This is a genomic window from Micromonospora musae, from assembly GCF_003626635.1.
Taxonomy (GTDB): domain Bacteria; phylum Actinomycetota; class Actinomycetes; order Mycobacteriales; family Micromonosporaceae; genus Micromonospora; species Micromonospora musae.
The window spans coordinates 65,086-78,654 of sequence record NZ_RAZT01000012.1 but is presented as its reverse complement, the minus strand read 5'-3'; the positions used below and the strand labels follow the sequence as shown (position 1 = coordinate 78,654).

13 protein-coding genes are annotated in these 13,569 nt (G+C 73.4%); 6 read left to right on the top strand and 7 right to left on the bottom strand.

What is annotated here, in order from left to right; translation table 11 throughout:
* Nucleotides 1-74: 74 nt before the first annotated feature.
* Nucleotides 75-479: a DUF2267 domain-containing protein gene (locus D7044_RS23315; protein ID WP_120681780.1), complete on the bottom strand. Its 405-nt coding sequence runs from the start codon at nt 477-479 to the stop codon at nt 75-77.
* A 455-nt stretch (nt 480-934) separates the two neighbouring features.
* Here D7044_RS23315 and D7044_RS23310 point away from each other — a divergent pair, with 455 nt between their 5' ends.
* The gene (locus D7044_RS23310) at nt 935-2,107 is read left to right on the top strand and encodes a hypothetical protein (RefSeq protein WP_158610028.1); all 1,173 of its coding nucleotides are present in this window, start codon (nt 935-937) and stop codon (nt 2,105-2,107) included.
* 235 nt (nt 2,108-2,342) lie between these two features.
* Here the strand turns inward: D7044_RS23310 and D7044_RS23305 are convergent, their stop codons facing one another.
* Nucleotides 2,343-3,251: an NAD(P)-dependent oxidoreductase gene (locus tag D7044_RS23305; protein WP_120690189.1), complete on the bottom strand. Its 909-nt coding sequence runs from the start codon at nt 3,249-3,251 to the stop codon at nt 2,343-2,345.
* On the bottom strand, nt 3,248-4,117 hold the full coding sequence (locus D7044_RS23300) for an NAD(P)-dependent oxidoreductase (RefSeq protein ID WP_120690188.1): 870 nt from the start codon (nt 4,115-4,117) through the stop codon (nt 3,248-3,250). The genes D7044_RS23305 and D7044_RS23300 overlap by 4 nt, the downstream gene beginning before the upstream one ends.
* A gap of 149 nt (nt 4,118-4,266) precedes the next feature.
* On the opposite strand from D7044_RS23300, the gene D7044_RS23295 reads away from it, so the two are divergent.
* The gene (locus D7044_RS23295) at nt 4,267-4,626 is read left to right on the top strand and encodes a winged helix-turn-helix transcriptional regulator (RefSeq protein WP_120690187.1); all 360 of its coding nucleotides are present in this window, start codon (nt 4,267-4,269) and stop codon (nt 4,624-4,626) included.
* A 22-nt stretch (nt 4,627-4,648) separates the two neighbouring features.
* On the opposite strand, the gene D7044_RS23290 is transcribed toward D7044_RS23295, so the two are convergent.
* From D7044_RS23290 to D7044_RS23280, 3 genes are all read right to left on the bottom strand, one after another.
* Entirely contained in the window at nt 4,649-5,959 is a 1,311-nt protein-coding gene (locus D7044_RS23290; protein WP_120690270.1) for an MGH1-like glycoside hydrolase domain-containing protein, read from the bottom strand.
* Nucleotides 5,960-6,120: 161 nt separating this feature from the next.
* Complete coding sequence (locus D7044_RS23285) at nt 6,121-6,939, bottom strand: sugar phosphate isomerase/epimerase family protein (RefSeq protein WP_120681770.1); 819 nt, start codon at nt 6,937-6,939, stop codon at nt 6,121-6,123.
* Nucleotides 6,936-7,976 (bottom strand): zinc-dependent alcohol dehydrogenase, encoded by a 1,041-nt coding sequence (locus tag D7044_RS23280; RefSeq protein WP_120681768.1) that lies wholly within the window; start codon nt 7,974-7,976, stop codon nt 6,936-6,938. The genes D7044_RS23285 and D7044_RS23280 overlap by 4 nt, the downstream gene beginning before the upstream one ends.
* A 117-nt stretch (nt 7,977-8,093) precedes the next feature.
* Between D7044_RS23280 and D7044_RS23275 the strand changes: the two genes are divergently transcribed.
* The 4 genes from D7044_RS23275 (at nt 8,094) to D7044_RS23260 (ending at nt 12,059) form a co-directional block, all read left to right on the top strand.
* Complete coding sequence (locus D7044_RS23275) at nt 8,094-9,488, top strand: ABC transporter substrate-binding protein (RefSeq protein ID WP_120690186.1); 1,395 nt, start codon at nt 8,094-8,096, stop codon at nt 9,486-9,488.
* The gene (locus tag D7044_RS23270; RefSeq protein ID WP_120690185.1) at nt 9,485-10,444 is read left to right on the top strand and encodes a carbohydrate ABC transporter permease; all 960 of its coding nucleotides are present in this window, start codon (nt 9,485-9,487) and stop codon (nt 10,442-10,444) included. Before D7044_RS23275 ends, D7044_RS23270 begins: the two co-directional genes overlap by 4 nt.
* Entirely contained in the window at nt 10,444-11,310 is an 867-nt protein-coding gene (locus D7044_RS23265) for a carbohydrate ABC transporter permease (protein WP_120690184.1), read from the top strand. Before D7044_RS23270 ends, D7044_RS23265 begins: the two co-directional genes overlap by 1 nt.
* Nucleotides 11,311-11,453: 143 nt before the next feature.
* Nucleotides 11,454-12,059 carry a class I SAM-dependent methyltransferase gene (locus tag D7044_RS23260; RefSeq protein ID WP_120681760.1) on the top strand — a complete coding sequence of 202 codons (606 nt, stop codon included), beginning with the start codon at nt 11,454-11,456 and terminating at the stop codon, nt 12,057-12,059.
* Between the two features lie 47 nt (nt 12,060-12,106).
* On the opposite strand, the gene eccB is transcribed toward D7044_RS23260, so the two are convergent.
* Complete coding sequence (gene eccB / locus D7044_RS23255) at nt 12,107-13,492, bottom strand: type VII secretion protein EccB (protein ID WP_120690183.1); 1,386 nt, start codon at nt 13,490-13,492, stop codon at nt 12,107-12,109.
* Nucleotides 13,493-13,569 lie beyond the last annotated feature (77 nt).

Below are 13,569 nucleotides of genomic sequence, written 5' to 3'. Positions count from 1 at the left end.
GGCCGACCACCGGCAAATTTCCGGAACTTCGGCGAATGTCGGACCTTGGACAGGAGCGCGCGGCTGGTCCGGGCTCAGCCATCGTACGTCGGCGGGAGCGGCTGCACAGCGCCGTCGGCGCGCGTCGGCAGCCGGGCCACCATTTCCTGGAACTCGGCGACGGTGACCGCCTCCCGCAGGGTCGCGAAGACCGCTCCGGTGCCCCGCCGTGCCGTCGCCTCGTCCACCCCGGCCCGCTCCCCCACCCGGCGCAGGAACTCCGCGGGGCCGGCGGGCCCCGACGCCGCGTCCGTCCCCGCCCCCGCCCCCGACAGGTAGCCGTCCAGGTCGTCCGGCAGTCGCCCGGCCAGATCGTCCGTCGGACGACCCGTCACCCGCTCCGCCATCGTCTGCAGCACCGCACGGGCGACGTCGGCCGCCTGCTCCGGCGGAAGCCCGGAGCGCCGGGAGACCGCGTCGATGAAGCGGGGAAACCGCACGCGCGCCTCCTTCGTCGCCGGTCCGGCGCATACCCCGGCCCGACGCCGACAAACCGGCCCCGGATCAGCGCAGCAGCGCCTCGGCGCGCAGCTGGTCGACAAGCCGGTGAGACGCGCTCGCGGTCGGCGTATCCGAGCCAGGCGGCTTCGGCGACCTCACTGGCCGGATGGATCGAGGCGACCTCGTCGATCCCGGTGAGGTCGTCTCTCCGTCGAACGGATACCACCGGGGTCGTTCCTGGGAGCAGTCCCCCGGGCCGGGCCCACGATCGGTCGGCCGCCGCCGTTCACGGACGAGACCGTCCCCAACCAGCGGCCCGCTCGGCACTGTCACGAATGGACGTCCTGGCGGATGGCGGGAAAACCCTCCCCGTTCTCGACCGCGCGAGGGACAACACCCCGACCCGCTCTGGCGCAGAGTGACGGTACCCGTACGCAACGAGAAGGGGAGACGCATGGGGCGCGCAGACCGGATCCGGGGCAGGCTCATCCGTCTGGCGATCGCGGCAGCTCTCGTCGCCGGGCTCGGCACGTTCGGAGCCGGGACGGCGTCGGCCTCACCACCGGCCGACGAGCCACCGGCCGGCAAGCCACCGGCCGGCCCGCCGGCGACCGTAACCTGGCGGGATCTCGGCACCCTCGGCGGCAGTTGGAGCACCCCCACCGACGTGAACGACGCCGGCCAGGTGGTCGGCACCAGCGCGACCGCCGACGGCAGGTCCCGCGCCTTCCGCTGGCAGCGAGGCGTCCTCACCGACCTCGGCGCACTCGGCGAGAACAGCGCGGCGACGGCCGTCAACGAACGCGGCGAGGTCGTCGGCAGCAGCGACGGCCGGCCGGTGCGGTGGCGCAACGGCAGCCCGATCGACCTCGCCGCCGTACAGGGCCCGGCTCAGGCGCTCGACGTCAACGATCGTGGCGAGGTGATCGGCGTCCGGTACACCGAGACCAGCGGCATGTACGGCCAGGGATTCCTCTGGCGGGACGGACGCAGCGTCGACCTGCCGGGCCTGGGCGGTGACAGCTACCCGGTGACGATCAACAACCGGGGCGAGGCGGTCGGGTTCGTCACCACCGCGACGACGAGCGAGGCGGCGCTCTGGCGCAACGGCCGACTGATCCGGCTGGGCCCGCCCGACGCGCTGGCCAGCATGGCGCACGACATCAACGATCGCGGTCAGGTGCTCGGCAGCATGCGCCTCGACGGCGACCCGAACTGGCACAACTTCCTGTGGCACGACGGGGTCCGCACCGACCTCGGCGCCATCACGACCGTCGGGATCAACAGCCGGGGTGAGTTCGCCGGAAACCCCGACGGGCCGGTCGGCACCCGCCCGGTGCGCTGGCACCGGGGCACCAGCACCGAACTCGCTCCCCTCGGCGGCGACTTCGCCCAGGCCTCGGCCATCAACAGCGCCGGCAGCGTGGCCGGGCAGTCGAGCACCGCGGACCAGCAGACCCACGGGGTGGTCTGGACCCGCAACCGGGTCATCGACCTCGGTCCGCTCCAGCACGGTGCCTCCATCGGCGGAGTCCAGTCCATCAACGACCGGGGGCTCGTCGTCGGAGTCCTCAACCCGACCGGGGAGGGTTACCGGGCGGTGGTCTGGGACACCGCCCGCCGGTAGTCTCCCGCGACCGACCTCCCGGGGTCGACGCCGGCCGGCTCCGGGTGTCCTGTGTGCGCCATGACGCAGACCGGTCACCGTCGACCGCCCGACCCGAACGGTCACCTGCTCGATGCTCCGTTGCGTACCACCGCGACCGACCCCGGACCGTCGTCCGGGAACTCGCCAGCGGTGGCACCCACCGGGCGGGCACGGGCGCTGGGGGCTCGCGCCCGCCCGGTGTCCCGGCCGACCGTCAGCCGTCCGCCCTGATCACCTCGTAGAGAGCGGTCCAGTTCCTCGTGCTGTGCCCGGCGGCGATCGCCCGCTCGTAGTGGGACCTGACCGCCTCCGGCAACCGGACGTCGACGCCGGCCCTCGCACTGGTCCGCACGATGTGATCCGCCGTGGCGCCCATCATCAGGGTGGTGCTGAGGTCACCGGGGTGCTCGCCGGCCTCCAGTTGCCGGGCCAGCTGCGACCCGTCGCCGATCATCTCCGGAATGTCGGTGAGGGTGGCGAGCGCGCCCGGCAGGAAGTCGGCCGCCGGCACGCCGGCCGCGGTGACGAGGGCCGTGGCGTGCAGGAGGCTCGACAGCGCGGTGAGGAAGACGTCGAGGTGGGCCTGGTAGAAGAGCTGGGCCAGCCCGGGATCCGCGCCGAGGTACTTCGGCTGCCCGACGACGCTCAGCGCCGGTTCGTGCACCTCGAAGACGTCCTCGGGCCCGCTGTAGAAGACGTACGACCCGGGGTGGCCGATCGCGGGAGCCGGCACCATCACCCCGCCGGTGAGGAAGCTCGCGCCACGGTCGGCGGCCCACGCGGCCGCCTCCCGGGACGCGTCGGGCGTGTCGGAGCTGAGGTTGGCGAGGGTCCGGCCGGCCAGCACGCCGGGCCGCCGCCGGTCGTCCGCCACCGGGCCGAGAATGTCGTACATCGCCTGGTAGTCGGTGAGGCTGAGGATGGTCAGACCGCTCGCGGCGACGGCGTCCGCGGGGCTGGGCGCCCGCCTGGCCCCGGCGGCGACGAGGTCGTCGGCGCGACCGGGCGTACGGTTCCACACGGTCACGGCGTGCCCGGCCCGCAACAGGGCACCGGCCATCGCCCGGCCCATCGGGCCGAGACCGATCACGGTGACGGCGGTCGGCGTGCCGGGGCGGCTCATCGGGTGCTCCTCAGCGCCTCGAAGATCCGGGCGGTGCCGTCTTCGCCGTGGCCGGCGGCGATCTGCCGTCGGACGACGTCGTGCACCGGCTCGAGCACCACCGGGTCGACACCCTGCTCGTCGGTGGCTCTCAGCAGCGTGGCCAGGGCGGTTTCGGTGAACCGCAGGCTCTGCTGGCCGTCGCCGGTGTAGTCCTTCGCGTCGATCGTCGCGGCGAGGCCGGCCAGCTGACCGACCATGGCGGCGAGGAACGGTGCCTGCCGCTGGGCGAACTCGGCCGCCGGGACACCCGCCGCGCCGACCATCGCCGCGCCGTGCAGGAAGCCGGCGAACATCGTGTACATGCCGGCGAGCATCGCCATGTCGTGGAGGGAGGCCATGCCGGCGTCCGTTCCGAGGAAGCTGCTGGTGCCCCAGAGGTCACGCAGCGCCCGGTGCTGCGCGAAGGCGGTGGGCGAGCCGCTGTAGAGGATCGCCGAGCCGGGACTGCCGATCATCTCTGGAACGGCCATGATCGCGCCGTCGAGGAGGGTGACGCCCAGCTCGGCGGCCCAGGTGGCGAAGTCGCGCGACTCGTTTGGCGTCGTGGTGGTCAGGTTGATCACGGTTCGTCCGGAAAGACCGGCGGCGACCGGGTCGAGTACGCCGTGCACCGACTCGTGGTCGAAGAGGCAGACGACGATGACGCCGTCGCCCGCGATCGCCTCCGCCACGGTCGCGGCCACGGTCGCGCCACGCCCGGCGAGCGCCTCTGCCCGGTGTGCGGTGCGGTTCCAGACGACGGTGGGTCGGCCGCCGGCGATCGCCGCCGTGGCCAGCGCGCTGCCCATCGCTCCCAGTCCCAGAAACGTTGTGCTGGTGGTCATCGGAGATTCCTCTGCTCTGCTCGGTGAGTTGACGGGCGCGCCGATGACCATCGTTCGCGAGTACTCTCCGGTGGACAAGTACTCACTAAATTGTTCAATACTTACCTTCTGGTAAGTATTGGCGTGGCTCCTGGCCAGGGGAGGGTGCGGTGGCATCGAGCAGCAGGCGCGGTCCCTACATCTGCGGCATCGATGCCGCGATGGACGTGGTCTCGGGAAAGTGGAAGTCGCTGATCCTCTGGGAGCTGGACACCTACGGCACCCGCCGCTTCGGGGAACTCAGACGAGGCCTCCCCGGCGTCAGCGAGAAGATGCTCATCCAGCACCTGCGCGAGATGGAGGAGGACGGGCTGATCCACCGCGAGGTCCACCGGGAGGTTCCGCCCAGAGTGGAGTACTCCCTCACCGAGCACGGCAGGTCCCTCAACCAGGCCCTCCGCCCGCTCGGCGAGTGGGGGACCCAGCGCGCCACCCGCCTCGCCGCGGAGAGCGCCGGTACGCCCGCGTGACGCCGGGCCGACCGCCGGCCGCTCAGATCACCGGAGCCGGCTCGCGCGTCTCGGCCAGCAGGTCGAGCAGGAGCGCCGCGGTCCAGCCGAAGGCCGGCGAGCCCAGCCCGGCCCCCGTGTCCGGATGGAAGTACTCGTGGCAGCCGGCGGTCGCCACCAGCCCCACCATCGAGCGCGCCAGCCCCTCGGCCAGGTCGGCGCGCCCGTGGCCGAGCAGTCCACAGCGGACCCACCAGTTGACGTTCATCCAGCTCGGGCCGCGCCAGTAACGCAGCGCCTCGAAGTCCGGCGCGGTGCGGTCGTGGCTGGGCAGCGGTCGGGCCATCCGGAGTGCCACGCCGAAGCGGGCCGAGCACGCCTCGGCGACGACCGTCCGGGCCTGCGGCGTCGGTAGGTCGGGCAGGATCAGCGGCGCCAGGCCGAGCACCGTCCGCGCCGGTATCAGCCGCCCGGTCCGCAGGTCCCGAGGCTGGAACGTCCCGGTGTTCGGGTCGTACAGCCGGCGCACGAGCGCCTCGGTGATGCGGGCCGCCCGGTCCCGGTGTGGAGCCGGGTCGGCGCCGACCAGCGGCGCGATCCGGGCCAGCGCGTGCTCCGCCGCGCCCGCCGCCGCGTTGAACAGCGGGCACTCCACCAGGAAGGGATGCCGGCCGGGCAGGTCCTCGTCCCGGTAGCCGCCTTCGCGGTAGGAGGCGACGACCGCCACGTACCGCGCGTAGTCCAGATCGGTGGGGCGGTGCGCGGGGGCGGCGTGCGCGGTGTCGTGCCGGTGGTACGCCCGCATCACCGCCGCGTCGGCCGGCACCGCCGCCAGCGGCGCGTCCCAGGCTGGGCTGTTGTCCAACCCCGACTCCCACGGGTGCACCACGCAGGCCAACCCGGCGCCGCCCACGTTCCGGCGGGTCGCCAGGTAGCGCTGCTGGGCCACGAGCCGGGGGTAGAGCCGGCGCATCGCCGCGCGGGCCGCGTCCGAGGGGGCCCGCCGGTACGCGAGCCAGGCCGCGAGGGCGTGCACCGGCGGCTGGACCAGCCCGGAGGTGGCGGCGGCCGGCGCGCCCTCGGCCCGCGCCGACGCCCAGAACTCGGGCCCGGGGAAGTACGCCCCGACCGGCAGCCGCGGATTGAACACGATGTGCGGCACCCGCCCGTCCGCCCACTGGGCGCGGAACAGGCTCTCCAGCTCCCGCCAGGCGCGCTCGGGACGGGCGTGGGCCCACCCGATCGCGATGAACGCCGAGTCCCAGCTCCACTGGTGCGGGTAGAGCGTGCGCGAGGGCACCGTGTGGTCGTGTTCCCAGTTCGCCTCCAGGGTCGCCACGGCGAGCCGGCGCAGCCGTTCGACGTCGCCACCCGGCCCGCCGACGGCGCCGTCGTCACCCGGCCCGCCGACAGTGCCGTCGTCGCCCGGCCCGTTCGGCTCGTCGGTCGACTCGCCCCGATCGGACCCGCCCGGCGCCGCGTCGAGCGCGCCCTCGGGCCGCAGGCCGCCGGTGTTCACGCCGCCGCCCGGCGCGGCTCGGCGTGCCGCAGCACCGTGGCGGCCTGCTGCAGGGCCCGCACCGGATCGCCGCGGAGCCGACACTCCAGCGCCAGCCAGCCCTGGTAGCCGAGTTCGAGCAGGGTGCGGACCAACGCCGGCCAGTCGAGGTGACCGGCGCCGGGCTGGTACCGGTTGGAGTCGCTGACCTGGACGTGCCCCAGGTACGGCGCGGCGGCGCGCAGCGCCCGGTGCACGTCGTCCTCCTCGATGTTCATGTGGAAGGTGTCGGCGACCACGCGCACCGAGGGCAGCCCGACCGCCGCGCAGAGCGTCATCGCCTCGTCGAGGCGGTTGACCATGTGGTCCTCGTACCGGTTCAGCGGCTCGAGGAAGAGCACGACCCCCTCGCGGCGGGCGTGCTCGCCGAGGAGGCCGAGCGCGTCCACGAGCACCTGCCGGTCGCCGGCCGGCGGCCGGGGCGGCTCGAACGGCGGCAGCCGCCGGGAGAACATCCCCCAGGCGGCGGGGGTCATCACGCCGACGCCGCCCAGCTCGGCGAGGACCGAGAGCTGCGAGCGCAGGTTGCGTACGGCGTCGGCGGAGCGCGCCGGGTCGAAGTCGCCGATGAAGTGGTCCATCTCGACGCAGACGGTGGGCATCACCACGCCGGCGGCGCGGGCCCGGCGCAGTTCGGGAAGCCGCTGGGCGAAGGCCAGGTCGCCGCGTCCGCGCAGCTCGATCCCGTCGTAGCCGAGGGAGACGGCGAGCGCGTACTTCTGGATCAGGTCGGTGCCGGGCAGGAGCTGCTCCTGGCAGGCGATCGGAATGGTCATGGGAACCTCAACACGACTTGGAGGACGTCACCGTCACCGCGGTCGAGCAACGCCAGCGCATCGGCCACCGCGCCGGCGTCGACGACGTGAGTCACCAGCGGCAGCGGGTCCACGTTCCCCTCGGTCACCAGCTCCATGAAGGTCTGGGCGACCCGGGTCCCGGTCCACCGGCCGGCCATGCCGGGCGCCGGGGTGGGCCCGGAGACCTGGGCCGCCACCAGCTGGATCCGGTTGTGGTGGAACTCCTCGCCGAGGCCGAGGCCGTCGGCCTGCCCCTGGTAGAAGCCGGCGGCCACGACGCGGCCGGCGTGGGTGGTGGCCCGGATCGCCTCGTGCAGCGCCGGGTACGCCCCGGCCAGCTCGAGGCAGACGTCGGCGCCCCGGCCACCGGTGGCGCCGCGCAGCACGGCCGCGGCCGATTCGACGCCCGCGTCGACGGTCGACCGGGCGCCGTAGCGGGCGGCGTGCACGAGCCGGCCGGCGACCCGGTCCACGGCCACGACGCGGGCGCCGGAGAGCACCGCGAGGCGGGTGGCGAGCAGACCGATCACGCCCTGGCCGAACACGCCGACCCAGTCCCCGAGGTGCAGGTCGCCGGCGAGTACGGCGGTGAGCGCGATGGCGCCGGGGCGGGCGAAGACGCCCGCCAGCGGGTCGAGCCCGGGGGCCAGTGGCGCGACGGCGTCGGCGGCGAGGACCGCCTCGGCCCGGTGGCCCCAGATGCCCCAGACGATCTGCCCCGGGTGCCGGTCGGTCACCTCGGGTGCCACCTCGACGATCTCGCCGACCTCTTCGTAGCCGAAGCCGACCAGCGGATAGGGCACCGGGGTCTGGCGCGGTACGAACATCCGGCTGATGTCGTCCCAGTCCTTGCTGAGCCGGGGGTTGCTGCCCCGGTAGAGGGTGAGCTCGGTGCCGGCGGAGATGCCGGAGTAGCAGGTGCGGACGCGGACCTGGCCCGGACCGAGTGGGTCCACGGGGCAGGGCTCCAGGCTGATCCGTCGGGGCCCGGCGAGAGAGACAACCCAATTGACCATGAGTCACATCCCGGTAGCGCCGGGCTCCATCGTAGAACAAAAAATCGGCATATGTCTTGTAATTGATCAATCGAAGGCGTTGAATCCCCGATGTACCCTTCGAGAGGAGTGCCGCCGATGTCATTCACTCCGATGCGGACGCTCGCCGCCACCCTGATCATGGCACTGGCCGGGACCACCCTGCTGGCCTGCGGCGCCGACGAGCCCGACAGCAACGACAAGAAGATCACCGTGTGGAGCCTGGAGGACGTCGCCGACCGGGTGACCGCCACCAGGGCGATCATCGCCGACTTCACCGCGACGACCGGAATCCAGGTCGAGCTGGTCACCGTCAACGAGGACCAGTTCCCGGCCCTCATCGCGTCCAGCGCCGCCGCCGGGGAGCTACCCGACGTGGTCGGCTCCGTCTCACTCGCCGGCGTCCGCACCCTCGCCGGCAACGAGCTGCTGCACCCCGACGCCAACGGCGAGATCGTCGAGAGGCTCGGCCGGCAGACGTTCTCCCCCCGAGCCCTGGAGTTGACCAGCGAGCAGGGCCGGCAACTCTCCGTCCCCAGCGACGGCTGGGGACAGCTGCTCGTCTACCGCAAGGACCTCTTCGACGCGGCCGGGCTCCCCGCGCCGGACACGTACGAGCGGATCGCCGCCGCGGCGGCCCGGCTGAACACCGGCGGGATCGCCGGCATCACGGCGTCGACCGCGCCCGGCGACGTCTTCACCCAGCAGACGTTCGAACACCTGGCACTCGCCAACGGCTGCCAACTCACCGACGACTCCGGCGCGGTGACGCTCGACTCGCCGCAGTGCGTCGAGGCGTTCCGGTTCTACGGCGACCTGATGCGTGACCACTCGGTCAAGGGCGCGCAGGACGTCGACACCACCCGCGCCACGTACTTCGCCGGCCGCGCCGCCATGGTGATCTGGTCGCCGTTCATCCTCGACGAGCTGGCCGGGCTGCGCAACGACGCCAAGCCGACCTGCCCGCAGTGCACGGCCGACAGCACCTTCCTGGCGAAGAACAGCGGGTTCGTCACCGCGATCAAGGGCCCGAACGGCGCCGCGCCCGCGCAGTACGGCGAGATCAGCTCCTGGGCGGTGCTCGACGGCGCGGCTGCCACCCCCGCGAAGACCTTCGTCGAGTACCTGCTCGACGACGCCTACCCACGCTGGTTCGGCATGTCCCCCGAGGGCCGGTTCCCCGCCCGCAAGGGCACCACCTCCGAGCCGGAGAAGTTCCTCACCGCCTGGAACAGCAGCCAGGCCGGCGTGGACACGAAGAAGCCGCTCACCGAGGTCTACGGCGACCAGGTCCTCGACGGCCTGCGGACCAGCCCGGACACCTTCCAGCGCTGGGGACTGACCCAGGGGCAGGGCAAGCTCGTCGGCGCGATCCTCGGTGAGCTGCCGGTGCCGAAGGCGCTCAACGAGTTGATCACCGGCAAGTCAGACGCCGCGGCGGCCGCCGGCCGCGCGAAGAAGGACGTGGAGGCGATCAAGGCAGGCGTCAATTGACCACCACCGCGCCGGGCACCGGCCGCTCCCCCACCCGGGAGCGACCGGCCGGCCGGGCACGCCGCAGACCGTTGACCCTGCGCCGACGCGAGTCGCGGGCCGGGCTCGCCCTGGTCGCGCCCACCCTGCTCGTCGTGGTCGCCGTGATCGGCATCCCGATCGTCTGGACCGTGGTGCTCGCCTTCCAGCGGGTCCGGCTGGCGACGCTGCGCCGCACCGGGCTCTTCGGCGAGTTCACCCTGGACAACATCGACCGGGTGCTGCACACCCCCGGCTTCGCCGACACGCTGGTCACCACGCTGATCTACAGCGTCGGCAGCACCGCCGGGTCGATCGCGCTCGGCCTGGTGGCGGCGCTGGTCGTCCGTCGTCCGTTCCGGGGCCGCACCCTGGTACGGGCGTCGATGCTGCTGCCGTACGTGGCGCCGGTGGTCGCCATGACCTTCGTCTGGCAGGTGATGCTCGACCCGCAGCTCGGCGTCGTCAACCACTGGGGTCAGCGGCTGCTCGGCTGGGACGCCCCCGTCCCGTTCCTGTCCCAGCAGTCCACCGCGCTCGCCACCGTGATCGCCTTCGAGACGTGGCGCTACTTCCCGTTCGCGTTCCTCTTCCTGCTGGCCCGCTTGCAGGCGGTGCCGGGTGAGCTGGAGGAGGCCGCCCGGGTCGACGGCGCCACCCCGACGCAGCGTTTCCGGCACATCCTGCTCCCGCAGCTGATGCCGGTGATCGCGCTGCTCGGCGTGCTGCGGTTCATCATGACGTTCAACAAGTTCGACGACGTCTACCTGCTGACCGGGGGCGCGGCCGGCACCGAGGTGGTCAGCGTCCGGGTCTACGAGTTCCTCACGGCGCGTACCGACATCGGCGCGGCCGCGGCGCAGGCTGTCGTACTGGCCGTGGTGCTCGTCGTCTTCGTCCTGATCTACCTGCGCTTCTTCGGCCGGAGGGTGGAGTGATGGATCGCGACCGGGTCGAGACGGTGGGGCTGCGCTGGCTGCGGCGGCTGGTGATCGCCGGGTTCCTGCTGGTCACCGCCTTCCCCTTCTACTACATGCTGGTGCTCTCGGTGCGCCCCATCGAGCGGCTGCTGCTCGACCCCGGCGCGCTGGTGGTCGGCCTCGGCGAGCTGACCGTGAGCACGTACGCCGAGGTGCTCAAGGCCACCGAGGACGGCGGGCAGGGTTTCCTCGCCTTCATCGGCAACAGCGGCCTCGTCGCCGTCGCCGCGACAGTGCTCACGCTGATCGTGGCGATCCCCGGCGCGTACGCGGTGTCCCGGCTGCGCTTCTTCGGCCGCCGTCAGGTCGACTTCCTCTTCCTGGCCGTCTACCTCTTTCCGTCCATCGTGATCGCCATCCCGCTCTTCGTGGTCTTCACCCGGGCGGGGCTGCGCGGCTCGCTCTTCGGGCTGGTGCTGGTCTACATCTCGCAGACCCTGCCGGTCTCGGTCTACATGCTCAAGAACTACTTCGAGACCATCCCGGTCAGCCTGGAGGAGTCCGCCGCGATCGACGGCGCGGGTCGCATCGGCATCATCCGCCGGGTCAGCCTGCCCCTCGCCGCCCCGTCGATCATGGCGGTCGCCCTCTACGACTTCATGATCGCCTGGAACGAGTTCCTCTTCGCCCTGCTCTTCCTCGTCGACAAGCCACACCGGTGGACGGTGTCGCTGGGGCTCGCGCAGCTGGCCGACGGCGTGGAGGTGCCGAAGACGGTGCTGATGGCCGGCTCGGTGGTCCTCACCCTCCCGATCGTGCTGCTCTTCTTCGCCAGCGAACGCCTCCTCACCGAAGGCCTCACCGCCGGCGCCGAGAAGGGCTGACCCCGCTCCCGGCCCGCACTTCCCCACTCCGCCCCGCACTTTCCCGGAAAGAGTGCCCATCCCGCGTGGAATGGCCACTCTTTCCGTGAAAGTGCGCCGAGAGCGCGTGCGGGGCCGGGCATGGGGCTGGTTACGGTGGGCGGATGCCAAACCCGACGCGCTGGGTGACCGACACCGGTCCCGAACACTCGCAGTGGTACATCGACCGGTTCCGCCGGCTCGCGGCCGAGGGGGCGGACCTCACCGGCGAAGCTCGGCTGGTCGACGCGCTGGTGACGCCCGGCTCCCGGATCCTCGACGCCGGCTCGGGCACCGGCCGGGTCGGCGCCGCACTGGCCGCGCGGGGGCACACCGTCGTCGGCGTCGACGCCGATCCGGCGCTGGTCGAGGCCGCCCAGGCCGATCATCCCGGCCCGCGCTGGCTCGTCGGTGACCTCGCCGAGCTGGACCTGCCCGCGCGCGGCGAGCCGGAGCCCTTCGACGCGGCGGTGCTGGTCGGGAACGTGCTGACCTTCGTCGCGCCGGGCACGGAGCGGGAAGTGCTGCGCCGCATCGCCGCGCACCTGCGCCCGGACGGCGTGCTGGCGGTCGGCTTCGGCACCGGCCGCGGCTACCCGCTGCCCGACTTCGACGGCGACGCGGTCGCCGCCGGCCTGCGACTGGAGCAGCGCTTCGCGACCTGGGACCTGCGTCCCTGGCGGGACGACGCGGACTTCGCCGTCACCCTGCTGCGCCGCCCCGCCGACTGAGCGGAGGCCGCCCCACCAGGTGCAGCGGGCCGCTCGACGTCGACCGGTCAGCCCGACGCGGCGGCGGCCCGCGCCGCCGCCGGATCGAGCGTGGCGCCGGCCGGCACCAGGCTCACCACGCCGGCCGGCAGCCGGGCGGGCGGCATGTCCCGATAGCCGAGCATGGCCAGCACCCCACGGTCGGCCACCACGTGCCGCCGGCCGAGGTCGGTGACGACCGAGAGCGACCCGCCGGTGGCGCCGGGCGCCGCCACCGCCTCGACGACAGCGCCCCGGCCCGGTGCCACCACCACCTGGTCGGCGCGCGCTGCGCCACCCGCCCCGTCGGTTCGCGGCACGGCCGCCAACTCCGGCAGGCGCGCCCCGACGCGTACCTCCGCCGCCCCCGCCTCGTCCCCCACCCGGGCGCAGAGCCCACCGCCGTCGACGCCGGCCAGCCGGGGCGGGGCCGCCGGCGGGGCGGCCGGGCCCGACGGGGTCAGGTCGGCCACCTCGGGCAGCGCGGCGAAGCGCCCCAGCGTCATCGGCTCGGGCGCGCCCTGACCGGTACGCGCCAGCAGCAGGCTCGCCTGCAGCTCGGTGATCCCGGCCAGCCCGTCGCGGACGGCGACCGCGAACTGCCTACCGCCACCGGAGTTGCGCACCAGGTAGACGTCGCCGATCTCCGCGCCCGGCACCCGGGTGGACCTCCGGCCCAGGTCGGGCAGCTCGGGCGGCGCGAGATCGACTCCGGCCGCAAGCGTGTTGAGCAGCGCCGGAGCGACCGGGACGGCCCGCGCCCGGGTGGTGGCCAGCGCGGCGAGCACCCGGGCGGGGTCGCGGATCAGGTAGCGCCGCTGATGCCACACCAGGTGCAGCCCGCCGTCGGGGTCGCGCAGCAGCAGCGCCTCGTCGCCGAGACGCCGCCCGCCGCCCGCGTCCTCGCCGATCAGCAGCACCGAGCGGGTGACGGCGCGGCCGGCCTCGACGGGGGTGACCGAGCAGACCGTCCAGGGGGTGGTGGCGAGCCGGGCCGGGGCGGGCAGCGAGTCCGGGGCGTCGGCGATGCCCAGCGGCAGACCGCGCGGCACGCCCTCGATGGAGCGGCGGGACACCAGCACCGTCCGGGGCCGCTCCGCCCCGACGATCAGCAGCGCCGAGGCGTAGTTGAGGACGGGGTGCAGCTTCTGCTCCCGGTAGACGTACCGGGCGCCGGACTCCTTCTCCACGATGACCGCGCCGCTGTCGCGCCAGTTGCTGCCCCCGCCGGCGAAGAGCCCGTACAGCGCGAAGCCCCCCAGCCCGATCACGGCGACCAGCACGCCGGCCAGCGCCGCGCCGGCGAGCCGCCGCAACGGCGACTGCGTCGGGTCGGTGTCCCGCATGACCAGCGCGGCGACCGCCCGCTGGACGGTGAACTGGTACGAGTGCAGCTGGTCCTGCCGCGACGGCATGGGCGTCCTCTCCGATGCTCGGCCGGGGCACAGGATATGCGCTGCGTCGATCCTCGGTGAACCCTCGGTAGTCGGGG